Origin of the sequence: Rhodovulum marinum (assembly GCF_004343075.1) — a bacterium.
GTDB lineage: Bacteria > Pseudomonadota > Alphaproteobacteria > Rhodobacterales > Rhodobacteraceae > Rhodovulum > Rhodovulum marinum.
In genome coordinates, this window is sequence record NZ_SLXP01000013.1 from 54,959 (window position 1) to 78,463 (window position 23,505).

The following is a 23,505-nucleotide window of genomic DNA, read 5'->3' on the forward strand; positions in this document are numbered from 1 at the left end:
CGGTTTTTCTGCATCGGTCGGCCTTTGCGCAATCGCTCATTCACCGGGCAGGCCGGTTTCGCCAGCCGACCCGTGGCACCCTTGGGAATTCCCCCGATGCCAGGCTTAAATTCGTAACATTGCGCGGTTATTCGGTGGGAACAGCGATGCCAAGGGCGCCCTTCCATTGGAACGGCCCCGGCGATTGACTTTCGCATCCAAAGCCGGAAACCTTTTGCCTCATGCCGCTTTGCCGCAGGTCCTGCCCATGCCGAAACGCCTTTGGTCGCTCGCCCCGCTTGCCGTTCTTGCCTTTGCGGGCTGGCAAAGCTGGGACACGCTGCGCCACACCCCCGCCTTCAACCGCAGCCTGCAGGTGGAAAACGTCCTGGGCGGCACGCGGTCCTTCCGCGAAGGGTCGATGTATCACCGGGCGGAATACCTGTACCAGGTGGGCTATGGCTATCGGCATGCGACCCTGACCCTGATGTTCACGCAAGGGTTGGAGGCGTTCAAGAAGCGCATGGAACGAAACCGCGCGGCGACCGAGGCCGCCGGCGGCGTGGTACAGAACGAATACACGCGCGCCCGTGACCTGGCGCTGGCCAGTCTGCGCCTGCGCCCGTCCGATGCCCATACCTGGCTGCTGCTGGCCTCGGCCCAAGAGGAACTGGGCGCCCCCGACAGGGCGCTGGAGGCACTGTTGCGCGCGCAAGCCATGGCGCCCTACAGCATTGATATGGCAGAAGAAAGGCTGGACCTGGCGGCGGAGTTGCGCGGCGCGGTGGAGGCGGACGCGGCGCTGAGGCCCCTTGTCCGGGCGAATGCCGCCACCCTCGGGCGAACGGGACGGGCAATGAACGAGGTCCAGACGTCAGCGATCGTGGACTTGCTTGAGGACGTCGCCGCTTTCGAGTGACCTAACGTCAGGCGTCTGGAACAAACGACCTGAAGAGATGTACGGAGCCTCACCCTCGAATAGAACTCGGTAACGGCACCATGGTTTCGGTCATTTCACTGCGTTGGCGGGCAAATACGGGAGTTACTCGGACTGGCGGTTGTGGAAGCAGTGCACAGAAGAGAGTCCTTGCTAAGGTCGTTCTGCGCACAATACACTGTGTCACCCCAAGAGTAGCTGCCATCATTGCCGAGAACGCAGCAAGCGGCGAGGCTACTCAGGTTATCAAATCCATCACATCCCTGTTCATTATTAACTCCACACCAAGTCAAAACCGCGTCGGCTTCTGCACAATATTCTTGAAGGCCAGGAACTTGGGCCCCTAGAGCACCCGCAATCGTCGCGTTGACACCGAAAGCCACCGCAAAAAAAACCTTCCTCGAAATGCGCATCATCGCAACTCTCCCCGTCCCGCGGGCAATGCCAAACCTGACTTGGTTAATACCGTCCGCCCCCCCGGCCGGTCAATCGACACGGGGGCAGAAACGGGGCAATTGGCCGACTTCGTAACGACTTCACGATTTGATCGCGGCCATTTGCCTTTTCGGGGGGCATCAGGCTAGAGGAAAGGCGTTATGCTGTATCCCGGTCCGAGTCTCAAATGCTATCCATGCGCGCGTCCGTCCGCTCCCTCTCCCCTGCCCTGTCGCGGCCGGCGGACCGCACGGTCGCCGACCGGTTGCAGGGCGCGCTTGGCTGGGCGGCGCTGCTGGTCGCGATGGCGGCTGCGCTCGTCAATGGCGGGGTCTATGCGGTGGCCTCGACTCTGATGGCGCTGGCCGCGCTCGGGCTCTTTACGCTGCAGGTCGTGCTGGACATGGCGGGTGGGCTGCCGGTGGCCGCGCGCCGGGCGCTTGTGCCAGGCGCGCTGTGGTTCGCGGTGCTGGGATGGCTGCTGCTGCAGGGTGTACCGGGGCTGCCCATGGGGTTGCATCACCCGGTCTGGGCCATCGCGCCCGAAGGCGCTGCGCCCACGATCTCGGCCGATCCCGAAAGCGGGCGGCCACTGGTGATGCGGCTGACCGCCTATGCGATGATCTTCTGGATCATGATGCGCAGCGCGCTGGACCCAGGCCGCGCCATGGCGTTCCTGCGCGCCTTCGCGCTGTTCTCGGCGGCGCTGGCGGTTTACGGCATCCTGTCGCGGCTGGCGGGGGTCAACATCCTGCTGGGCGTGGACGAACATGGGCCGGTCCGCGCGAGTTTCTTCAACCGAAATTCCTATGCCACCTATGCCGCCTTCGGCGCGCTGGCCAATATCGCCTGTTATTACCGGATGACCTTCCGGGCCGAGGGCGCCATGGCATTGCGCGATTACCTGGAGCGGTTCTTTGCGGGCGGCTGGGTGCATGCGCTGGGGGCCTTGCTGTGTCTCAGCGCGCTGGCGATGACCGCCTCGCGCGCGGGGGGCATGGCCGGGGTGATCGGCATCCTGGTGCTGATCTGGGCGCTGCGACGCAAGCAGGGCGGCGGCGACCGGCTGCTTTGGGCGGTGCCGGCCGCGCTGGCGGGATTCGTCGCGCTGGTGCTGAGTTCGGATGTCGTCGACCGGCTGGCCGGAACCGAGGGCGACGCGCGGTTCATCGTGTTTCCCAAGGTGGTCGAGGCGATCCTGGACCGCCCGCTGCTGGGCCACGGGGCGGGGTCGTTCCTGCCCGCGTTTCGCCCCTATGTCCCCCTGGAGGCGGCCTTCGCGGAATGGACGATGGCGCACAACACCTACCTTGAGAACGCGTTCGAATTCGGGCTGCCGGCAGCGGTGCTGTTCTTCGCGGCGCTCGGGCTGATCGGGACGCGGCTGTTGCGCGGGCTGCGCACGCGGCGCAGGTTCCAAAGCGTACCGGCGCTGGCCTTTGCCTGTTTCACGGTGGCCGCGTTCCATTCGCTGTTCGATTTCAGCCTGCAGATCCCCGCCATCGCCGCCACGTTCGCCGCGATCCTGGGCATCGGCTGGGCGCAGGCGTTCACCGCGGTCGAAACCACGCCCCGCCGGCGCCGCCGGTCGGATCTATCGCGGGGCGCACCTGGACGAGACCGCCGCGAAAAGCGCGATCCCGGCAAGTGAGCCGGCGACATTCGCGGCCATGTCGGACAACCAGACTTCGCGCGTCGCGGTCATCCCCTGCGCCAGTTCAAGCAGCACCGCGACGGCCAGCAAGACCCCCGCGGCGGCATCCCTGCGGCGCGGCAGGGCTGCGTAAACCAGAACGGCCAAGGCCATATGCATGGCGCCATGCGCGGGCACTTGATACCCTTCCACCGCGCGCCGCACGAGGTCGGGCAGATCGTCGGTCAGGCTGAGCCAGCAGATCGCGGCAAACAGGCCCAGCGCCGAGACCGCCGCGATCCGGCGACGTGCGGAAGGTGACCATGGCGCGCCGCGACCGGCCGCCACGCTAGTTCCAGACCGTCAGGAAACGGACATTCTCGTCGATCACGGCCGCGGTCAGCCGCCCCGAGTAATAGGCGCCCGTATCGACACAGATCCGCCGGTCGGTCAGAACCGGCTCGGACGCATCGAAATGACCGTGAACAACACGCAGCCCCGGCACGCCTTCGGCATCGAGAAAACCCGACGATCCCCAGAGGAGCGCGGCCTCGTCGGTGCTGTCCGGCTGCTGGGGATCAAGCCCTGCATGGGCACAGACGACGTCGCCCGACCGATAGACCAGGGGCATCGCCCGCAGGAAGTCCACGTGATCGCCCATCGCCTTGAGAAGGCCCAGCGCCACGGTGCGCAGCTTGTCGCTGCGCGGCTCTCCCTGGGGCGGCGGGACACCGTAGCTTGCCAATGTCTGCGCGCCGCCGAATTGCAGCCAGGACTTGCCGGCCTCGGGCGCATCGAGAAATCGCAACAGCGCCGCTTCGTGATTGCCCTTCAGAAGGACCAGTTCGTCCGCCTCGCAGACCGAGGCCAGACCGTGCAGACATTCCAGCACCTCGCGCGACTGGTCGCCCCGGTCGATCATGTCGCCCACGAAGACGATCGTCGGATCGCGACCGTCGCCGGCACGGGCCGAGATGTCGGTGGCGATCCGGTCCAGCATCCTCTCGAGAAGGTCGATGCGCCCGTGCAGATCGCCGACCACGTAAAGACGACGATCCGGCGCGGGGAGCCGCACCGGTTCGGGTTCGGCTGGCGTGTTTGTCTTTCTTCTGTTCAACCCCAGCATGGTCACCGCCCACTCAACGGATCGTCCGGCCGCGCGAGGCGCGATCAGACCTCATAGTAGTCCCGGTAGCGCCCCTTGTAATAGGCGTAGCCGTCATAGGCGTACCGGGAGGCCTTGGCCTCGTCGACCATGGTGAAGACAAGGCCGGTCAGCTTCGCATCGACAGAGGTCAGTTCCCGCAGGCCTTCGAGGACCGCGTTCCTCGGGGTCTTGTCCCAACGCACGGCGAACACCACGGTGTCGGCCATCGACGCCAGGATCCGCGCATCGGTCACGACCAGCGTCGGCGGCGTGTCGAGGATCACCAGGTCATAGGCCTCGGACAGGTCCTGAACCAGTTCGCGGAACCGGTGCGAGGCAAGTACGTCGGCGGCGTTGATGTTCGCGCTCCGCTCGGCGGACTTCGTCATCAGCAGGTGCAGGCCGGTCTCGGGTTCCTTGTAGATCGCCTGCGCAAGCGTCGCCGTGTTGTTCATCACCGACAGCAGACCCAGTTCGTCCTCCTTGACCTTCAACACCTTGCCAAGCGCGGGCATCCTGAGGTCGCAATCGACGATGATCGCCGACTTGCCCATCTGCCGGCTGGTGAGCGCCAGCAACATCGACGTCGTCGACTTGCCCTCGCGCGGGACGGACGAGGTGAACATGACCACCTTCGGCGGGCTGTCCACATTCGAGAACAGGATCGAGGTGCGCAGGTTGCGGATCGATTCCGCAAGCGACGAATTCGGCTTGTCGCGCAAAACCTCGACCACGTCCGACCGTTGCACCCGGCTTCCGGCCGAGGGGATCGTGCCCAGGATGCCGAGGCCGGTCATCTGCTCGAGTTGCTGGGCCGAGCGGAAGGTGTTGTTCAGCTTGTCCATCAGGAACACCAGCCCCACCCCGGTCATCAGGCCCAGAAGGGTGGACAGCATCTTGGTGCGCCGGGCCGACGTGCCGAGCGGGCCGTTGGGGATCTCGGCCGGCGAGATCACGCGGGCATCCGCGGTCTGAAGCGTTTCTTCGGCCGAGGATTCCTGAAGGCGCGACAGCAGGTTCTCGTAAAGGATGCGGCTCGCTTCGGCCTCGCGTTCCAGCTGGCGGATTTCGACCGCTGCCTTGGCCTGTTCGGCCGCCTTGTCCTCGAGCGCACGGATCTCGGCGACCAGCTTTTCCTCGGCGGCGCGTTTCGCCTCGAGATCGATCTCGATCGACTTGAGGATCCGGGCGGCCTCGGCGCGGATGCTCTTGCGGACCTCCTCGATCTGCGCGGTCAGCCGGACACGGGCGGGATGGCCCGCCGGCACCGTGGTCTCCAGCGCGGCCAGCTGGGCCATGAATTCGCTTTCCTCGCGGCGGAACCCCGCGATGATCGGGGATTCACGGAACTCGGTCAGCGCACCCAGGTCCTGCCCTTCTTCAACCGCCTGCGACAGCCGTCGGAATTGCGCCTCCTTGGAGGACAATTCGTTCCGGGTGACCGCAAGCGCGCCGTTCAACGACTGGATCTGCTGCTTGGTCACATCCAGGCTCTGGCCCGACTCGGTGCTGAGCGTGGCATAGGCGATCTCGACCTCGCGCTCGGCCGCCGACACCCGGCCCTGCAACTGCTCGACCCGGTCGGACAGCCAGCCGACGGCGTTTCGCGTGGTCTCGAGCTTTCCTTCCAGTTGATCGACAAGGTATTGTTCGGTGATCTCGTTGGCGATACGTGCCGAAAGCCTTGGATCACCCGAGGTGAAAGACACCGAAATAACGCGGCTTTCCGGGATCGGATTCAGCGACATGCCCGCTTCGATCCGGTTGACCAGGGCAAGGCGCTTGCGCATGGCGGCCTCTTCGGGCGGCAAGGGCTGTGGCGGCGGTGATTTCAGGCCGATATCCATCATGAATTCCTGCACGCCGTCGGGAAGCGTCGTCAGGTCGCGCAACCATTGGCGCGCTCTCTGCACCGCGGTCAGATCCTCGGGCGGCCTGGGCTGGAATTCGCGATTTTCCATCAGGCCAAGCTCGTCGATCACGCGATTGATAAGCTTGGTCGACCGCAGGATCTCGGTATGGGTCTGGAGCGTGGTATCCCCGAAACGGGCATCCACCATCACCCCTTCGCCCTTCATCACATCGGCCCGTTCGGTCCCGATCAATAGCTTTGCCGTCGCCCGGTAACGCGGTTCGACCTGGCTTGCGGCGAGAATACCCATCACGATCCCGAACAGCGCACAGATCGCGATGATCCACTTGCCGCGCCACATGGTCATCGCCAGCGCGCGCAGATCGATGACGTCGTCGTCTTCGTCGAACGGTTCGGCCATTGCCGGGCCCGGGGTCCTGTTACTCGTACCTGTCATGTAACCACTTCTGCTTGGCATGCGTGGCGCCGGCCCTGCCCATTTGCGAACGGTCAGACGGGCCGGCGCGGTCTGGATGGCATCTCATCCCGAACACCTCTCCACGACCCTGTCCAGCTGGCGCAGGATCGCCCCTTCGGCGGCATCGAGCCCGCCATGTTCCAGCGCGATGCCGGGTGTCGTCTCGACGAACCGCAAGAAGGCGTTGCGAAGATCGCGCTCGAAATCGACATAGCCGTCCTCGGTCAGGAACAGCCGCAAACGGTCCAGCGGCGAGAGCGTACGGCAGATGGCATGCGCCGCCGGAAAATCGCGCCGGTAACGCAGATCGACCACAAGGTCGGGCCGGACCGGATGCGTTGCGACCGCCCCCTGCGGCAAGGGCTGGTAGCGCACTTTGCGCCGGCCAAGGACATGCACGCGCGCCCCGGCAAGACCGGGGAACAGGCCTGCCAGCGCCGCGACGCTGCCCTCCTTGACGCTCAGGGCAAACGGCAAAGGGACAACGCGCATTTCCGCATCGAAGGGCGCGCAATCCTCGGCCACCATCTGCCAGCCGCGCGCAACGAGCCCCGCGGCCAGCGTCGACTTTCCCGCCCCGCTGGGTCCGGCAAGAAAGACCGCCCGGCCATCCCGCGCAAGCACGGCCCCATGCACCATGGCGTGCCAGTCGCCGGCAAGCCGGATGAGCTCAGACACCAGAGCCCCGCGCAGCGCCACCGCATCCCGTTCCCGGCGGAACACCCTGCCCTCGAGGCAAAGCCGCCACCCCCCCTCGGGTCCCGCGACCCGCAGAACATGACGGCGCCCCGCGCCGCCATCCGGGAACCCGGCGGTCATGTCCGCGACGGTCGCCGCCAGACCGGGGTCGTCGACCTCAAGCACCACAGAGCGCCCGGCCACCGCGATCCCCCGCCGAAACGCGGGACATCCGACCGTTTCCCCCTCAAATGCCGGGACATCCCGGAACGGAGGCGGATCGAAAAGACCTTGTGCCCGCCAGGCGGCCAGGCAATCGGCGATGTCGGTATCGGCCTGCGCCGCGCGGTCGGGGCGGCGGGCGCGATACCGTTCGGCCAGAGTGCCGTGTCCGGGGGCGCCGGCCAGCAGGTCCCAGATCTCGGCGGCCGTGCCGTTCAGCCCGACGACGGCATTCCAGGCGGGCACAAGGCCCAGGCGCAGACCGGCAAAGTCCACGCTGGGCCGCCAGTGGCGGCAGGCCGCGACATCGGGGGCCCCTGCTGCCATCACGCCGACCGCCCCAGAACGTAACGGCGATAGGCACGGCGATAGGTTTCGGGCTGGCCGAGATAACGGATGGCGCGCCGGCGTGGCTCTCCCCCGCGGGCCAGGCTGCGCAAGGTGTAACGTGCCAGGTTTGCCGCAAGCCCCACCCGGCGCGACCGCGGATGGTCGAGTTGCCACACCCACCGCGCCGCGTCGAGCCGCGCCACGGGGCCGCAGCGCCGCACGGGCGGCGCATACCCGGTAAAGCGAACGAGACAGCGATTGGTGATTTCAAGCACGCCGGACCACCCCGCCCCGGCGAGATGGCGTTCGAGCCAGTCCCAGTCGATACGGTCCCCGTGGCGGGCGGCAAGAAACCGGATATCGAGCAGGTCGCGCATCTGCAGCATGGGCGCGAGATAGGTGCCGCCGCCCGCGGGGCCATGCAGCATCGCGATCAGAACCCGGTCGGTCGGAGCGGGCACGCGCAGGCGCGCCTGCCCCAGCACGATTTCCTCGGATCGCGCGATGATGTCCTCGGCGGGCGCCAGGGCGCGGGCCTCTTCGGGGAGGATCGCATGGTGCAGTTCCACCGGCGCCTGCCCCCCTGCGCCGACCACGGGCAAGAGATGCTTGTGTTGTGCCACCAGTTCCGGGTGGCCCGGGGCCTGCGCCCCCCGCCCGGCAAGCTCCAGAAGGGTGCGATGCGCCGTTTGCAGCTGCCCCTGCGGCACGAGAAGGTCGAGATCCGCCAACAGGCGTGATCCCGGCGTGGGCCAAAGATCCGTCGCCAGGTGCGACGCCCCCTTCAGCAATACGGGCACGATGCCTGCGCGGTTCAGGCAAATGCCAACGGCTTCGATCTGTCGGCGCAGATCGGCATTACGAACGGCGTTCAGATCATGGGCAGCTTCGAACGGCGCCAGATCTGCGGCGTGGCGCGCCTTGTCGGCAGCATTCGCCGCCGGCCAGACCGCCGTCACCAGCGTATCACTTGCACGCACCAGGCGACTGTCGGACCAGTCCCAGGAAAACGCCCCGTTGCCCGCGACCAGCTTTCCGATCGCGGACAGCATCTGCAGCCCGTCGCTCATCCCGAAACCCGGCCGTCAGAGTTGCGGCCTGTCGTCATCGTCGTCGTCGACATCCCCGAGATCGGGGCAATTGCTGGCGTCGACACAGGATCCGATGAATTCCGCCCTGGACGCGGACGGCGCGAGCAACAGCGCGACCGCAGGCGCCCCACCGGCCAGCGCCCCGAGACGGCGCAAAGCCGCGCGGCGCTCGCCGTCGATTTCACCGAGAGCCTCGGGGGCCTCGTCGATTTGCGTCTGCCGTGTCATACCCTTTATGCACCCACCTTTGAATTTCGCATAATAATCACCCCAACGCGATCTTCCATATCATTTCGGATATGGCCGGACAATAAAAGGTTTTAACGCGTTCATTTCTGAACGGATATGTTGTCAAGCTTCGTACGCCCAATTCATGCGCGAAACCGCCACCATATTCCCGCGATGCGATTATTCGCCCGCGTGCAGATGCGGCCTCGCCCCGTTCGCCGGCGCAGCGCGGGACTGCACCGCCCCGCCATCGCGCGCGATTCGCCCCCGCTGCGGGGCACGCGGATCACCGGCCGCGTCACGGCCACCCACACAGTTCCCACGCCGCTCGCACGGGGCAAGATCCGTGCTTTCGACGGCCACGCGCGTCTCGCGCCCCATGATGTCCAGCAACAGCCAGACGCGCTGGTCCGGGGCCAGCCGGTCCACCGTGGCGACGAATTCGGCAAACGCACCCGCGGTGATGCGGACGCGATCGCCGGGCGCGAGGCCAAGTTGGCCGTCCGCGTCGGTGCGCGCAGCCAGCCCATCGACCAACCGGCCGGGCACAGGCCTTGGCTGCCCGCCGAAGCTGACCAGCCGGGCCACGCCATAGGTGCTGTTGATCGCACGCCACTGGCCCTGGCGCGGATCGAAGGACACGAAAAGATAACCTGGAAAAAGCGGGGCGTTCTCGGTCACGAAACGCCCACCCCGCCGTCGGGTCTGCCGCTGACGCGGGTTGAAGATGCGAAACCCCTGCCTCAGAAGATTACGCTCGGCAAGGCACAGGCCATTCGGCCTGAGTTGCGCGAGAAACCATTGCGAATTTGCCGGCATCTTTCCCCCTTCGAAAAATTCGGAACACCGTTCCGCTTTAAATGACTTGCATCCCCCATTCGCGCGCCATCGCGATTTCAGGCCCTGACCTCCTCGGCGTTGTCGAGGAACCATTTGTAGGTTTCGGCGATGCCGTCGCGCAGGGTGATGCGTGCGCGCCAGCCCATTTCGGCGAGCCGGGAGACGTCCATCAGCTTGCGCATCGTGCCGTCGGGGCGCGTGCGGTCGTGGCGGATGGCGCCGCGGAATCCGGTGATCTCGGCGACCAGGCGGGCCAGTTCGGCGATGCTGATATCCTCGCCGGTGCCCACGTTGATGTGGCTTTGCATCGGGCGCGTGTTCGCGGCGTAGACCTCGGGGGCGAGGTCGAGCACGAACAGGCTGGCCTCGGCCATGTCGTCGACATGCAGGAACTCGCGCCGGGGCGTGCCGCTGCCCCAGATCACCACCTCGTCGCGGCCCTCGCGCACCGCCTCGTGGAACCGGCGGATCAGCGCGGGCAGGACATGGGAGTTCTCGGGGTGGAAGTTGTCGCCCGGCCCGTAAAGGTTGGTGGGCATCACCGAGCGATAATCCACGCCGTGCTGGCGATTATAGCTTTCGCAAAGCTTGATCCCGGCGATCTTGGCGATGGCGTAGGGTTCGTTGGTCGGCTCCAGCGGGCCGGTCAGCAGCGCCTCTTCGGGCATCGGCTGCGGCGCCTCGCGCGGGTAGATGCAGGACGACCCCAGCTGCAACAGGCGCCGCACCCCGGCGGCCCAGGCCTGGTGGATGACGTTCGCCTCGATCATCAGGTTTTCGTAGATGAAGTCGGCCGGGAAGCTGTTGTTGGCATGGATGCCCCCCACCCGCGCGGCCGCCAGGATCACCACGTCGGGGCGTTCGTCGCGGAAGAAGGCGCGCACCGCGTGCTGGTCGGTCAGGTCGAGCTCGGCATGGGTGCGGGTGACCAGGTCCAGCGGCGCACCGTCCGCCCGCCGCGCCTCGAGCCGGCGCAGGATCGCGCCGCCCACCATGCCCCTGTGCCCCGCGACATAGACCTTGGCCATGGTCCGGCTCACGCGTTTTCCAGCGACACGGGAATGTCGTAGCCGTGCCGCTTCAGCAGGGCGTGACGTTCGGCGATCTTCAGGTCCTCGGCGACCATCTCGGCGCACATCTCGCGCGCGGTGATCCGCGGCGCCCAGCCCAGCCGCTCGCGCGCCCGGGTCGGGTCACCCAGCAACGTCTCGACCTCGGCGGGGCGGAAATAGGTGGGGTCGATGCGCATCACCACGTCACCGGGCCGGACCGCGGGCGCCTTGTCGCCGCTGACCGCCGCGACGACCGCCACCTCCTCGAGGCCCGCCCCCCGGAATTCCAGCGCGATCCCCAGCTCGGCCGCGGCCCAGGCGATGAACTCGCGCACCGCGTATTGCCGGCCGGTCGCGATCACGAAATCCTCGGGCGCGTCCTGCTGCAGCATCATCCACTGCATGCGCACGTAATCCTTGGCATGCCCCCAGTCGCGCAGCGCGTCGATATTGCCCATGTACAGGCAGGTCTCGAGCCCCTGCGCGATATTGGCCAGCCCCCGCGTGATCTTGCGGGTCACGAAGGTCTCGCCCCGGCGCGGGCTCTCGTGATTGAACAGGATCCCGTTGCAGGCGTAGATCCCGTAGGCCTCGCGGTAGTTCACCGTGATCCAGTAGGAATAGAGCTTGGCGACCGCATAGGGGCTGCGTGGATGGAACGGTGTGGTTTCGCGCTGGGGGGTTTCCTGCACCAGCCCGTAAAGCTCTGACGTCGAGGCCTGGTAGAACCGCGTCTTCTTCTCCAGCCCCAGGAACCGGATCGCCTCCAGCAGGCGCAGGGTGCCGATGCCATCCACATCGGCGGTATATTCCGGCGCCTCGAAGCTGACCGCGACATGGGACTGGGCGCCGAGGTTGTAGACCTCGTCGGGCTCCACCTCGCGCATGATCCGCGTCAGGTTCGAGGTGTCGGTCAAGTCCCCGTAATGCAGGTGCATCTGCGGGTTCGCCTCGTGCGGGTCCTGGTAGATGTGGTCGATCCGCTGGGTGTTGAACTGCGAGGCACGGCGCTTGATGCCATGCACCTCGTAGCCCTTCTCCAGCAGGAATTCCGCCAGGTACGACCCGTCCTGCCCGGTGATCCCGGTGATCAGCGCGCGCTTCATGCCCGGGCCCTCCGCTCGCGGATGACGAATTGGGACAGCTTCTGCGCGTTCTTCAGCGCCAGCGCGCCGACGCCCCCCACCTCGTTGCGCCTCAGGGCGTGCAGGTCCTCGCGGCTCTTGCGCAGGATGCGCCCGAGCGAGCCGTTGCTGGCGCCGCCCACCCGCATCTTGACCAGCACCTCGGGGATATAGGCCAGGCGGATATTGCCGCGCACCAGCCAGCGCAGCATCGCGTCGTAATCGGCCGAGATGCGGAACCGCGTGTCATAGGCGCCCCAGGCGGCGAACACCTCGCGCCGGAGGTACAGCGTCGGGTGCGGGGGCATCCAGCCACGCGCGAGTTTCGCCCGGTCGTACCCCCCCGACTTCCAGTGCCGGATCACACGCTGCGGATCGGCGGCCGAGACGTAATCGAGATCGCCGTAAACCCCGTCGATCCCGGGATCGGCCAGCGCGGCCGCGACCCGCTCCAGCACCCGGTCATGGGCAAAGAAATCGTCCGAGTGCATCAGCCCGATCACGTCTCCCGTGGCCCGCGCGATGCCCCGGTTGATCGCGTCGTAGATACCCGCGTCCGGCCCCGTTTCCAGCCGCGTCGCCCCCGTCGCCAAAGCCGCGATCCGCTCCAGCGTCCCGTCGGTCGACCCACCGTCCTGGATCACGTGCTCGACATCACCATGGCTCTGCCCCGCAACACTCCGCAAAGCATCCCCAATCGTACCAGAACGATCGAATACTGCCGTCACAACGGATATCTTCATGCTCGCGATCCACCCTACCCTTCCGCCCGTCCGGCGCCCGACGACACCGCCCGACCAGACACGTGCCAACCAGGATCGCCTGCGCCCCAATGGGACCGAAGCACAAACGGGAACGGAATGAACTTTGCACCGAATCAAAAAGCCCAACCCCAATGCCTCGTTGCGATTCCGCAAAGGGCACCGCAATTGAGTGCCACCGCCTTTGGCCTCGTTCAAGCATCGGTTTTTAAATCGTAACCGAGTTCTGACCTTTCATCAGGTCCGACCGCTTCTTTCACCGCACGGCACAACGGGATTGCAAAGCGCTCATGTTTCAAGCGGATCGCGAACACCTTCCACTGAAGGGCTCACCGCGTCGAACCGAAGCCTGGCGCGAAGCCCCCGGATCGGCCAAAGCACTGTTAATAAATATATTTCTCAACCGGCCCCCTCGCCCCGAAAACCGCCAAAGCAGGAAAAATATTGTTTTGTTATGCTTGCAGAACATCCGACAGGCGCCCGAAAGGCGCGCCACAGTAGAAGCGGCTCGCCGTTGGCGGGACTGCAGCATTCAGTGCAAAGTTACGAAATCTGTCTTCGTCCCCAATTCTCTTTTTCAATTTCGCATTGCCAGCACATGGCCTTTCACTGCGGCAGGCGCGCGAAGGCGAAACGGACTTGTTCGCCCGGCCCGAATCCGATAGCCGTTCAGGCATGAACGCGACTCGCTTCACGCGTGACGTGCCGTTCCGACGCGATCTTCCGAGAGGGGCAGTGCCGCAACCTCCGGTGCGGTAGCCGTGGCCCCGAAGGATGACCCGCCCTGCCGCCGACGATGTCCGGTTCCGCGTGTTGCAGGAACTGTCCGCCGATCCGAATATCAGCCAGCGCGAGCTGTCCGACCGCCTGGGGGTCAGCCTGGGCCGGATGAACTATTGCCTGCGCGCCCTGATCGAGAAAGGCCTGCTCAAGACCGAGAGCTTCCGCGCCTCCGACAACAAGCTGCGCTATGCCTACCTGCTGACCCCCCGCGGCCTCTCCGAACGCTCCCGCCTCGCCCATGGCTTCCTGATGCGGAAGATGGCGGAATACGAGGCGCTGAAGGCCGAGATCGCCACACTGCAGCGCGACTTCCCTCCGCCCGAGCCCGGCGCGGCCCCCCGCGAGGAGGGTCCGGGCAACCGGCGGGAAAGTGACGAATGAGGCCCGCGTGGGTCTGCGAGTTGTTATACCGGCCTACCGCTGCGCTGCTTGAGGCCGGGAGTTTCCTTTCTCGGTCTACCGCGGCGCTGCTTGAGGCCGTGAGTTTGCGTTATCGGGGGTTTGGGGCGAGTTCGTCCAACAATTGCGTTGGACGAACTCCGGAGATTTGCATGACTGGCTCATCGATCAAAAAAGCATGGGCGCTACTCGACGCTCAGGAGCGTCGCAATGCGTATAAGTTGCTGGGTGTCATGGTCTTCGGCGCCTTCGCCTCGGCAGCCATGGTGGGGTCGGTCTTTCCATTCCTCACGGTGCTCGCCGACCCCGGGCTGATCGCGGAGAACGCGGTCCTCGATTGGCTCTACCGCGCGGGCGGCTTCACCTCGGGCTATGGTTTCCTCGTCGCGCTGGGGCTCGGGGCGATTGCGGTCATCCTGTTCTCGAATATTGTTTTGGTGCTGCAGACTTGGGCCGTCGCCCGCTACATGCAGATGCGGGTGCATTCGATCAGCCGGGGGCTGCTCGCCCATTATCTCGCGCAGCCATACGACTTCTTCCTCGGCCGACACTCTGGCGATATGTCGACGAACATCCTGTCGGAGGCGCAGCAGGTCGTCGGGGAATTTCTCCGCCCGCTTGGCGATTTGCTCTCCGCCACGCTCACCATCACCGCTGTCGTCACAACGTTGCTGATCGCTGACCCCGTCGTCGCCTCCATCGCCATCGGCAGCTTCGCGGCAGTCTACGGAGCGGTGACCATGACCACCCGCCGCTACGTCCGGCGCATGGGGCAGGAGCGGGCGCTCGCGAACACACGGCGGTTCCGCATGGCTGGCGAGGCGCTCGGCGGGATCAAGGACGTCAAGCTGCTCGGCCGGGAAGCCGCCTACCTCGACCGGTTCAGCGGTCCCTCGGCCGAGATGGCGCAGGCGCAGATCGGTGTCAGCGTCCTCGCGCAGGCGCCGCGCTACGCGATCCAGCTGGTCGCCTTTGGAGGCATCATCGTGCTATGCCTCGTGCTACTCGACCCCGAGGGCCTGCAGAAGCGAGAGGCGCTCGGCGGGATCCTGCCGCTCGTCGGCCTCCTCGCCTTCGCCGGGCAGCGCCTGATGCCGGAGCTGCAGAAGCTCTACCAGTCGATTACGCAGATGACCGCCGGCACCGCCGCGCTCGACCGCGTGCATGCCGATCTGACGGGCGGCCCCCCCGCCCCCCTCGACCGCACCACTCCGGCGCCCCTCGGCTTGCGCCACGCGCTGGAGCTGGAAGGAGTCACCTACGCCTACCCCGGTGCAAAGGAGCCCGGCCTGCGCGACGTCGGCCTCACCATATGCGCCGGAGAGCGGATCGGCGTCGTCGGCGCGAGTGGCGCGGGCAAGACGACACTCGCCGACGTGGTCCTCGGCCTACTCGTGCCGCAGACCGGCACGATCCGGGCCGACGGGGCGGAGATAACGCCCGACACCCTGCGCGCCTGGCAGCAGACGGTAGGCTACGTGCCGCAAGACATTTTCCTCACCGACGCGAGCCTGTCGGAGAACATCGCCCTCGGTCTGCGCCCCGAGGAGATCGACGCCGCCCGTGTCGAGCGCGCGGCCCGTATCGCGCAACTGCACGACTTCACAATGACCGAGCTTCCAGACCGCTACGCGACGCTCATCGGCGAGCGCGGGGTGCGCCTCTCTGGTGGGCAGCGGCAGCGCATCGGCATCGCTCGCGCCCTCTACCACGACGCTGATCTGATCGTTTTCGACGAGGCGACGAGCGCCCTGGACAACCTGACCGAGCGCGAGGTCATGGCCTCGATCGAGGCGCTGCCGGGGGACAAGACGATCTTGATGATCGCGCACCGGCTGAGCACCGTGAAAGTCTGCGACCGGATCGTGGTGATGGAGCGGGGGGGCGTTGCCGGTGTGGGCACATGGACGGATCTCATGGAACGCAATGCGGCGTTCCGGGCGCTGGCGGAGGCGGCCTGACGTCGGCCTGCGGAGATACTCGATGAATACAGCACAAAGAGTTCAGGCCGCCTTCGTTGGAGCGCTGCGTCCATTTTCCGTTGTTCGCGGTGCGGGGCGGGTCTGCAGATTTCTAAACCATCGTTTCCTCAAGGCAGGCGTGCCGCCGATCCAAGTCGGTCGAATGCGAGATGGTACGCGAATGCGCCTCGATCTCCGCTCCCAGACAGAATGGTACTCCTTCTATTCGGGCCGCTACGACGACGCCTCCATCGCCCTGATCAGAAAGCTGCTGGTTCGGCACGACGGTGGTTTTCTTGATGTTGGCGGAAATATCGGGATGTATTCGATACGGGTCGCGGCGGGCCTAGGGTCAGGATTCATAACCAGAACATCACCACAGCAGCCAAGGCGCATGCCGACAAGAATACCTTGGGGCACCTATCGTAGCGGGTTGCAACGCGCCGCCAGTCCTTGAGCCGGGCGAAGCTGTTTTCGATCTTGTGGCGCTTGCGGTATCGGGCTTCGTCATGCGGGATCGGCACCTTACGGTTCTTTCGGGAAGGGATGCACGGGGTGATCCCCTTGTCTTCAAGGGCTTCGCGATACCAGTCCGCATCGTATCCTCGGTCCGCCAGCATGTGTTCGGCGGGAGGAAGGCCGTCCGTGAGAATGCGCGTATGAACGACCTTGAAGACCGCGTGGAGGTTCAGCAAATCGCTTTGTCCGATGCCAATGGCGAGACAATGCTCGTGTTGAGGGAAGATTTCGAGTCGGGCTCGGCCACCGGCAATGCCTCCATAGCGATTTCGGAAGATGCCGATGGACGGTTCCGGAAAATTTCCGTGCCCATGCGGCGCTTCGACGATGTTCTGACAGAGATGGGCAAGGCGAAGTACCTAGTCGCCAAGGTCGATATAGAAGGCCACGAGGACTTCTTCCTGCGCGGGGCACAGGAGTGGCTGCACCGCGACCGACCCATCATCCTTACCGAAATCAATAACTGGTTCTATCAAAAGCGGGGGACGACATCCTCGGCAGTATTTGCCCCGTCGCTCCCAGACGGTTACGAGACCGCCCTTCTACGCGAGGATGGTGCGACATCCCGGCTCGAGGCATGCCCAATTGAGGCGCTCGCTGGCCTCCGGCGGGTCGAGACTTGCCTGATGTATCCGGCGGAGCGTTTGGACGACCTGCACGAGGCCATCGGGTGATTGCCAAGTCCATGCCCAAACAAACCCTCGCCATCCTCACCAACGCCCGCGCTGCCGACCAGCGGTCGATGATCGGCTATGGCGAGATGGTGCTGGAGGCGGCGCGGCAGTCGGGGCACGAGGTGGTAGAGTTCCGCCCCGCCTCGCTGCTCGGCCGGCTCCTGCCCGAACGGATCCAGGGCCCGCCCCGCAAGTTCGCCAACAATCTCGACCGTTTCGTCGTCACGCCGCTGAAATTCGCCGGGCGCAAGGCCGACATCGTCCATGTCGTCGACCCGGGCAACGCCGTCTACCTACCGCTCATCCGCCACCGCCGGTCGATCGTGACCGTGCACGACATGATCCCCTACCTCGCTCGCGACGGAAAACTGCCGGGCTGGCGGCCCACCCTTACCGGGCGCTGGCTGATGAACCGGATCACGGCGCAGCTGGCCAAGGTCGACCACATCGTCTGCATTTCCCACGCCACCAGACGCGACCTGCTGGCCTACGTCGACATCCCCGAGGCGTGCGTCAGAATCATCCACAACGCCGTCTTCCAGCCCATGGCACCAGCTTCGCCAGAGGCCTGCGCCGACCTGCGCGTTCGCCTGGGCCTGCCCGCGGGGGCGCCGCTGATCCTCCATGTGGGGCGCAACTGGTACAAGAACCGCGAAACGGTGCTCGAGGTGGCCGCCCGTGTTCGCGAAACGCGGCCGGACGTGCACCTCGTCATGGTCGGCGCCCTGCCCCCGGCTCTAGAGGCTCAGGCGGAGCGGCTCGGCCTCGGCCCCGAGCTCCACGTGATCGAACGGATAGAGCGCGCGGACATGGCGACTCTCTACACCACCGCCGCGGTCCTGCTGTTCCCCTCCTACTACGAGGGCTTCGGCCTACCCGTCCTGGAAGCCCAGATGTGCGGCACGCCGGTGGTGTGCTCGGACCGGGGGGCATTGCCGGAGGTGGGTAATTCATATGCGCTCCTTTGCGATCCAAAGCAAGTAAGAGCTTTGAGCAGCGCCACCCTTAACGCCCTGGCCACGGACGGCATAGAAACTCTGCCGAACCATTTCTCGGCCACTAATTGGGCGAAAAACTATCGAGATATTTACACGTCATCTCAGGGCGCGCTCTCTGCATGATTGGCCAGATAGACAATTCAAAACAGAAGTTTAGCCCCGCTCAGACTGGCCCAGTCAAGGTGCCGTTTCATACCCGCCTACGCGGACGGCTACGAGCACGGCGCCCCCTGCTTTACAAGAATGCAGGACTACACCTCAGGCTTCCGAAACCATACGATCATATTGTTTACGTTTATATTGGAAAGAATGGCTGTAGTGCGTTCAAGCGCTGGTTCTTGCACGACATGGGAGAGCGGCGCGGACATGACGCCAACATTTCGATTGTTGCAGAGAGATACGCATTTTCAGTGGAGTGGGAACTTGCGCGCACAAGGCGCCTGCTCATACTGCGCGACCCGGTTGAGCGGATGTGTTCTTTGTACCGGAACAAGTTCAGGAACCCCTGAAAAACTTCCCTGCTCTGGCGTGATCTGATAGGCTGCGTGGGCACCCTTGAGGAGTTCCGCTGATGCTGAAGCAGCCTGCCATTCCCGGTCTTCGCGATGCGATGAAGAAGAAGGTGACGCGGCGGGAGCAGTTCCTGGCGGAGATGGATGCCGTGGTGCCGTGGACGCGGTTGCTGGTCGCGCGGCACTATCCAAAGGCGGTGCCGAAGGGCGGACGGCCGCCAATGCCACTGGAGACGATGCTGCGGGTCTACTTCCTGCAGAACTGGTACGCGTTGAGCGACCCGATGGCGGAGGAGACGCTCTACGATAGCGAGGCAATGCGGCGCTTCGCCGGGATTGAGCTTGGCGACGGCCGCATTCCCGACGAGACCACTATCCTCAACTTCCGCCATCTTCTGGAGCGGCACGGGCTGACCGAGGCAATCTTCGCGGACGTGAACGCGCACCTGGCGGACAAGGGCATCACGCTGCGCTCGGGCACGCTGGTTGATGCGACCATCATCGATGCGCCGTCATCCACCAAGAACAAGGCGGGCGCCCGCGATCCAGAGATGTCGTCCACGAAGAAGGGCAACACCTGGTACTTCGGCATGAAGGCGCATTTCGGCGTCGATGCCGAAAGCGAGGTGACCCACAGCCTCGAGACCTCGACCGCCAGAGTCCATGACAGTCGGATCTAGGACGAGTTGCTGCACGGCGAGGAGACCTTGGTCTGGGCCGACAAGGGCTATGTCAGCGCCGAGCGCGAGGCCGCTTTTGCCGAAGAAGAGGGCAAGGTCTGGGGCGTGACGCGCAAGGCGCCCAAGGGCGGCAAGCTTCACCCCGAGGACGAGAAGATCAACCGGATCATCGCCAAGGTCAGGGCCAGGGTCGAGCACCCGTTCCGCATCCTCAAGCGGCAGTTCGGCTACGTGAAGACCCGCTACAGGGGCCTGTCCAAAAACCGCGACCAGCTCTTCACGCTGTTTGCGCTCGGCAACCTGTTCCTGGTCCGGAGGAGACTGCTGGCGTGAAGAAGAGTCCGCCCTCGATCTGCCCGACAGCCGACACGGCGGCCCAGAAACCACGACATGGACCGCCAACTACACGTGCCACGGTCCCGGAAGCGATCAAGCCGCCATCTCGGCGCAGCCAACCGCGTAGATCAGACGTTCCTTCATTCAAAGGAGAGGCGCAGAAGACATCCTGCAAAGCTTCGAAGAAACCACCGGCATACAAGGCGGAGAGGCGCGCTTTAAATGCTTTAAGGATAAATATCTGCGCTTGATATTGAAAAATAATCCTTCCTCCGACGCCACGATAGATCCACATTGCTTTTCACAAGCGCAGCATCTATGGCCGATTACCTACGATCAAGTCATGATGATTGACGACCTCCCCGAGGCAAGTCAGGATATCCTCACCGAAGAAGTTGTTGATTCCTTTTTCACTCTCGAGTCAATAGCACGCCGATAACAGCCGAACATACCCCGCAGTCCAACACGCCAGCGAACCGCCTGGCGCGATCATACGAATTGCGTGGATCGCTCCCCGACAACGCCTCCCTGGCGGACGAAGAGGCAAAAGGTCTTATCTGACAAATCTACAAAATAGATTACGAATTGATATCGCAAGCGATCAAGCCGTCAGATTGAAGAAGTTGCCGCCGACTTCAATGTCAATTCAAGTAACCATGTCACGAGAGTAATGCTCGCCATCGCCGCCAACACCTTCGACAAGCCGTCTGAGACCTTCATCCGGGCGCATGTCACCCATATTGCCCCGGGGCGGACGGTGCTGATCTGCCGGGAGGACGGCGGCGCGGCGCAGTTCGGGTGTCCGGTGCTCTCGGATGTCGTCCCTCTGCCCCGGCCCCGGCACCTGTTGGAGCGGGTACTCAACGGGTTGCTCCATCGGTGGCGCAGATACGTCGATCCAGCCGCAAATGGACAGAACGAGGCGCGGGTGCGGGCGTTCCTCCAGCGCCACGGGGTGACGGCGGTCTTGGCGGAGTTCGGACCGAACGGAGCGCTCCTGCGCCGCGCCTGCACGCGCGCTGGCATCCCGCTCTACGTCCATTTCCACGGCCTCGACGCGACGAAGCTGGCGCGTGACAGGCATTGGCGGCGGCACTACCGGCGCCTCTTCCGCGATTCGACGGGGATCATCGTGCCGTCGGAGTTTCTGGCAGGTCGTTTGACGGATATGGGCTGCGATCGTTCGAAGCTTCATGTCAGCCCGTGCGGGATCGAGCTACCCGAGCAGGGCGAGCGACGTGAGCGTCCAAAGGCCTTTCTCGCCGTGGGGCGCCTCGTCGAAAAGAAGTCGCCGCTCAGCACCTTGCGCGCCTTCGCCAAGGTGGCGGAGGAGGACGATGAGGTCGTGCTCGATTTCGCCGGAGACGGGCCACTCATGGACCACTGCCGGAGTGAAGCGGACCGGCTTGGCATCAGCGAGCGTGTTCGGTTTCATGGCGTCGTCCCCCATGAGACAGTCGTCGCCCTGATGCGCTACGCGCTGGCCTTCGTGCAGCACTCCGTGGAGGCGAGCGATGGGGACTGTGAGGGCCTGCCCGTTGCTATCCTTGAAGCGATGGGGCACAAATTGCCGGTCGTCAGCACGCGGCACAGCGGCATTCCGGAAGCCGTCACCGACGGCGAAACCGGTCTCCTTGTCGAGGAACACGACGTGGACGGCATGGCAGCGTCGATGCTCGCTCTCCTCGACGATCCGGAGCGCGCCGAAGCGATGGGCCGCGCTGGTCGCGCCCGTGTCGAGGACCACTTTACCCACGCGCACACCGCCGCCCGCCTGCGCGAAATCATGGGGTTGACATGCCGAGATTCCAGCGCCGCAAGGGCCTGATCGAGGCGTGCGAACACCGCCCCGTCGGGCGCATGATCCGCACCGGTCTGAGGAACGAGCTCAAAACCGCGCGCAATGCCCTCCGCCCGCGGCCGACCGTGCGCTTCTTGGTCTTCGCACAGGGGCGCACCGGCTCGACCCTGTTGACCAGCACACTCTACCGCGGCTGTGCTGTTCTTTTTGTCACTGTACGAGGGCTTCGGGCTCCCGGTGCTGGAAGCGCATATGTGCGGCACGCCGGTGGTGTGCAGCGATGCCGCCTCGCTCGCCGAAGTCGCCCAGGGTTTCGGGCATTTCTTCGATGGCACGGTCGAGGATGCGACACGGCTGGTCCTGCGCGCGCTCGCGCAATGGCGGCCGGAGGACGTCGACAAGCGCACCGCTGGCGACATGGGCAAAATGCCGTATGCCGACGGGTGGCAGGATGCGCTGTTGCGTCTCTATGCCGACGGGATCCAGAAATCGGGGTCTGCCGGATGACGCGCGCAAGGAAACTTCTGCCCAGGACCGTCAATCGGGTCCTGCGCGAGATCGACCGTCTCAGAAACACGATAACCATCGGTCTTTTGAGACTGCGAGGAGCGGAGATCGGGCGCGGCGCCTTGATTGGTCGCATCCGCACCGAACGCCCCGAGGACGCGAAGATCGGCCGCTTGTGCCACTTGGAGGATTCCGTGCGGTTGCGCCCGGATGGTCCCTGGCCGGTCTCCGGTATCGAGATCGGCGAAAACACCTTCATCGGTCATTCGACGCAGATCAACGTCGGGAGCAGGTTCAGGATTGGACGCGACAGGCTCGTCGCGCCGATGTGTCTGTTCACCGATGCGCGCCACAACTCCGAGAACCCGGATACGCCATCAAGGAACAAGGCGCGACCTATACGCCTATCGAAATCGGCGACGGCGTGTAGATCGGCGCGTCTAGCTTGATCCTGCCGGGGATCACGATCGGAGATAGCGCAATCATTGCGGCGGGTGCCGTGGTTACGAAATCCGTCCCGAGCAACGAGATATGGGGGGGGCCGCTCGGTTTCTGAAGACGCGGTTTGGTGACGATCAGGACCAGGGCTCCAGCTCTCAATGAATTAATACAGGCACAGCATGTCCACGATTTGCACGATAACGACCGAAAGCTTCGAGGTCGGCACCGCCGCACTCCTGAACTCGCTCCACGCCCACGGCTTCAGCGGCCGCGTCTTTGTCGGTCATGTCGGGTCGGTGCCCAAGCGCTTGAAGGCGGCGGCCGGAACGCTCGCAGACCTAGGGATCGAACTAGTGTTCCACACCTTTCCCGAGGGGGGGTTGCCGCATTACCGCAAGCCGGAGATCCTGCTGCACGCGCTCGAAACCGCCGGAGACGACGCTGTGTTCTTCATCGATTCCGACATCGTCATCTGCAAGGACTGGGATTTCTTCGAGACCTGGATCGAAATGGGCGTCGCCTTGTGCGGGGACGTGAACTTCGCAGGCATGGGCGAGAACCACCCCATGCGATACTATTGGTCGCGCCTCATCGAGGATGCCGGCTTGTCGCCACGACGCCTGACCGGATACGCCAACAGCGGTTTCATCGGGCTGAAGAAGAAAGACGTTCAATTCGTTCATACCTGGAAACGGCTCCTCGAACTGAAGGCGGAACGGCGCGGCGGGACCCATGCAGGTGTCGCCAACGAACACGGGTTCATTACCATCGACCAGGACGTCATGAATGCCACGATGATGGCGGTGGATGTGCCGCTCTCTCTGGTGGGGCCGGAGGGTATGAGTTTCGGGCTTGCGAAGGGATACATGACCCACCCGGTCGGAAAGTGGAAACCCTGGCATCGCGGCTATCTGAAGAAGGCGATCGTTGCTGGGGTGGGCCCACGGATGGCGGACGTAGTCTACTGGAACAACGTGTCGGGACCGGTCGAAGCTTTCTCACCGCGGGAGCGGCGCTTGGCGCGGCTGGAGATGAAGATTGCCCGCGTGTGGATGCGGATATTCTAGGGCCATGACCTCGAAATATCCGAGTGTACTGGCCCGCACC

22 protein-coding genes and 2 pseudogenes are annotated in these 23,505 nt (G+C 64.7%); 13 read left to right on the top strand and 11 right to left on the bottom strand.

Annotated features, from left to right (window positions below; all coding sequences use genetic code 11):
* Positions 1 to 247: 247 nt before the first annotated feature.
* Positions 248 to 898: a hypothetical protein gene (locus EV662_RS16185; protein WP_132464797.1), complete on the top strand. Its 651-nt coding sequence runs from the start codon at positions 248 to 250 to the stop codon at positions 896 to 898.
* 649 nt (positions 899 to 1,547) lie between these two features.
* Positions 1,548 to 3,002, top strand: a complete 1,455-nt coding sequence (locus EV662_RS16190) for an O-antigen ligase family protein (RefSeq protein WP_132464800.1) — start codon at positions 1,548 to 1,550, stop codon at positions 3,000 to 3,002.
* Here EV662_RS16190 and EV662_RS16195 read toward each other — a convergent pair.
* The 10 genes from EV662_RS16195 to EV662_RS16240 all read right to left on the bottom strand — a co-directional run bounded on the left by EV662_RS16195 (position 2,946) and on the right by EV662_RS16240 (position 12,769).
* Positions 2,946 to 3,332 carry a hypothetical protein gene (locus tag EV662_RS16195; protein WP_132464803.1) on the bottom strand — a complete coding sequence of 129 codons (387 nt, stop codon included), beginning with the start codon at positions 3,330 to 3,332 and terminating at the stop codon, positions 2,946 to 2,948. The two genes, EV662_RS16190 and EV662_RS16195, sit on opposite strands and share 57 nt — an antisense overlap.
* Before the next feature lies 1 nt (position 3,333).
* Entirely contained in the window at positions 3,334 to 4,110 is a 777-nt protein-coding gene (locus tag EV662_RS16200; RefSeq protein ID WP_132464806.1) for a metallophosphoesterase family protein, read from the bottom strand.
* Between the two features lie 44 nt (positions 4,111 to 4,154).
* Positions 4,155 to 6,404 (bottom strand): GumC family protein, encoded by a 2,250-nt coding sequence (locus tag EV662_RS16205; protein WP_165915631.1) that lies wholly within the window; start codon positions 6,402 to 6,404, stop codon positions 4,155 to 4,157.
* Positions 6,405 to 6,524: 120 nt separating this feature from the next.
* Positions 6,525 to 7,688, bottom strand: coding sequence for a PqqD family peptide modification chaperone (locus EV662_RS16210; RefSeq protein WP_132464812.1), 1,164 nt, complete (start codon positions 7,686 to 7,688; stop codon positions 6,525 to 6,527).
* Entirely contained in the window at positions 7,688 to 8,761 is a 1,074-nt protein-coding gene (locus EV662_RS16215; RefSeq protein WP_132464815.1) for a nucleotidyltransferase family protein, read from the bottom strand. The genes EV662_RS16210 and EV662_RS16215 overlap by 1 nt, the downstream gene beginning before the upstream one ends.
* A gap of 15 nt (positions 8,762 to 8,776) precedes the next feature.
* Positions 8,777 to 9,010, bottom strand: a complete 234-nt coding sequence (locus EV662_RS16220) for a hypothetical protein (RefSeq protein ID WP_132464818.1) — start codon at positions 9,008 to 9,010, stop codon at positions 8,777 to 8,779.
* Between the two features lie 180 nt (positions 9,011 to 9,190).
* Entirely contained in the window at positions 9,191 to 9,943 is a 753-nt protein-coding gene (nusG, locus tag EV662_RS16225; protein ID WP_341799086.1) for a transcription termination/antitermination protein NusG, read from the bottom strand.
* On the bottom strand, positions 9,907 to 10,878 hold the full coding sequence (gene fcl / locus EV662_RS16230) for a GDP-L-fucose synthase (RefSeq protein ID WP_132464892.1): 972 nt from the start codon (positions 10,876 to 10,878) through the stop codon (positions 9,907 to 9,909). Before fcl ends, nusG begins: the two co-directional genes overlap by 37 nt.
* An 8-nt stretch (positions 10,879 to 10,886) precedes the next feature.
* On the bottom strand, positions 10,887 to 12,008 hold the full coding sequence (gene gmd, locus EV662_RS16235) for a GDP-mannose 4,6-dehydratase (RefSeq protein WP_132464824.1): 1,122 nt from the start codon (positions 12,006 to 12,008) through the stop codon (positions 10,887 to 10,889).
* Positions 12,005 to 12,769 (bottom strand): glycosyltransferase family 2 protein, encoded by a 765-nt coding sequence (locus tag EV662_RS16240; RefSeq protein WP_132464827.1) that lies wholly within the window; start codon positions 12,767 to 12,769, stop codon positions 12,005 to 12,007. The genes gmd and EV662_RS16240 overlap by 4 nt, the downstream gene beginning before the upstream one ends.
* 792 nt (positions 12,770 to 13,561) lie before the next feature.
* Between EV662_RS16240 and EV662_RS16245 the strand changes: the two genes are divergently transcribed.
* Positions 13,562 to 13,951, top strand: a complete 390-nt coding sequence (locus tag EV662_RS16245; protein WP_132464830.1) for a MarR family EPS-associated transcriptional regulator — start codon at positions 13,562 to 13,564, stop codon at positions 13,949 to 13,951.
* 170 nt (positions 13,952 to 14,121) lie between these two features.
* Positions 14,122 to 15,930, top strand: a complete 1,809-nt coding sequence (locus EV662_RS16250) for an ABC transporter ATP-binding protein (protein WP_132464833.1) — start codon at positions 14,122 to 14,124, stop codon at positions 15,928 to 15,930.
* Positions 15,931 to 16,289: 359 nt separating this feature from the next.
* Here the strand turns inward: EV662_RS16250 and EV662_RS16255 are convergent.
* Positions 16,290 to 16,580: pseudogene (locus tag EV662_RS16255) on the bottom strand (transposase); the annotation flags it as partial.
* 9 nt (positions 16,581 to 16,589) lie between these two features.
* Between EV662_RS16255 and EV662_RS16260 the strand changes: the two are divergent.
* The 9 genes and pseudogenes from EV662_RS16260 (at position 16,590) to EV662_RS16300 (ending at position 23,465) form a co-directional block, all read left to right on the top strand.
* The gene (locus EV662_RS16260) at positions 16,590 to 17,123 is read left to right on the top strand and encodes an FkbM family methyltransferase (protein WP_132464836.1); all 534 of its coding nucleotides are present in this window, start codon (positions 16,590 to 16,592) and stop codon (positions 17,121 to 17,123) included.
* A complete protein-coding gene (locus EV662_RS16265; RefSeq protein WP_132464839.1) occupies positions 17,120 to 18,244 on the top strand; it encodes a glycosyltransferase family 4 protein in 1,125 nt (374 codons plus the stop codon). The genes EV662_RS16260 and EV662_RS16265 overlap by 4 nt, the downstream gene beginning before the upstream one ends.
* The gene (locus EV662_RS20110) at positions 18,241 to 18,630 is read left to right on the top strand and encodes a sulfotransferase family 2 domain-containing protein (protein ID WP_132464842.1); all 390 of its coding nucleotides are present in this window, start codon (positions 18,241 to 18,243) and stop codon (positions 18,628 to 18,630) included. The genes EV662_RS16265 and EV662_RS20110 overlap by 4 nt, the downstream gene beginning before the upstream one ends.
* Positions 18,631 to 18,695: 65 nt before the next feature.
* Positions 18,696 to 19,646: pseudogene (locus tag EV662_RS16275) on the top strand (IS5 family transposase).
* Between the two features lie 673 nt (positions 19,647 to 20,319).
* On the top strand, positions 20,320 to 21,477 hold the full coding sequence (locus EV662_RS16280) for a glycosyltransferase (protein ID WP_132464845.1): 1,158 nt from the start codon (positions 20,320 to 20,322) through the stop codon (positions 21,475 to 21,477).
* Positions 21,478 to 21,645: 168 nt separating this feature from the next.
* Entirely contained in the window at positions 21,646 to 21,957 is a 312-nt protein-coding gene (locus EV662_RS16285) for a glycosyltransferase (RefSeq protein ID WP_132464848.1), read from the top strand.
* On the top strand, positions 21,954 to 22,406 hold the full coding sequence (locus EV662_RS16290) for an acyltransferase (RefSeq protein ID WP_132464851.1): 453 nt from the start codon (positions 21,954 to 21,956) through the stop codon (positions 22,404 to 22,406). The genes EV662_RS16285 and EV662_RS16290 overlap by 4 nt, the downstream gene beginning before the upstream one ends.
* Entirely contained in the window at positions 22,403 to 22,513 is a 111-nt protein-coding gene (locus EV662_RS16295) for an LbetaH domain-containing protein (protein WP_243695879.1), read from the top strand. Before EV662_RS16290 ends, EV662_RS16295 begins: the two co-directional genes overlap by 4 nt.
* A 64-nt stretch (positions 22,514 to 22,577) precedes the next feature.
* Positions 22,578 to 23,465, top strand: a complete 888-nt coding sequence (locus tag EV662_RS16300) for a hypothetical protein (protein ID WP_132464854.1) — start codon at positions 22,578 to 22,580, stop codon at positions 23,463 to 23,465.
* Positions 23,466 to 23,505: the final 40 nt, after the last annotated feature.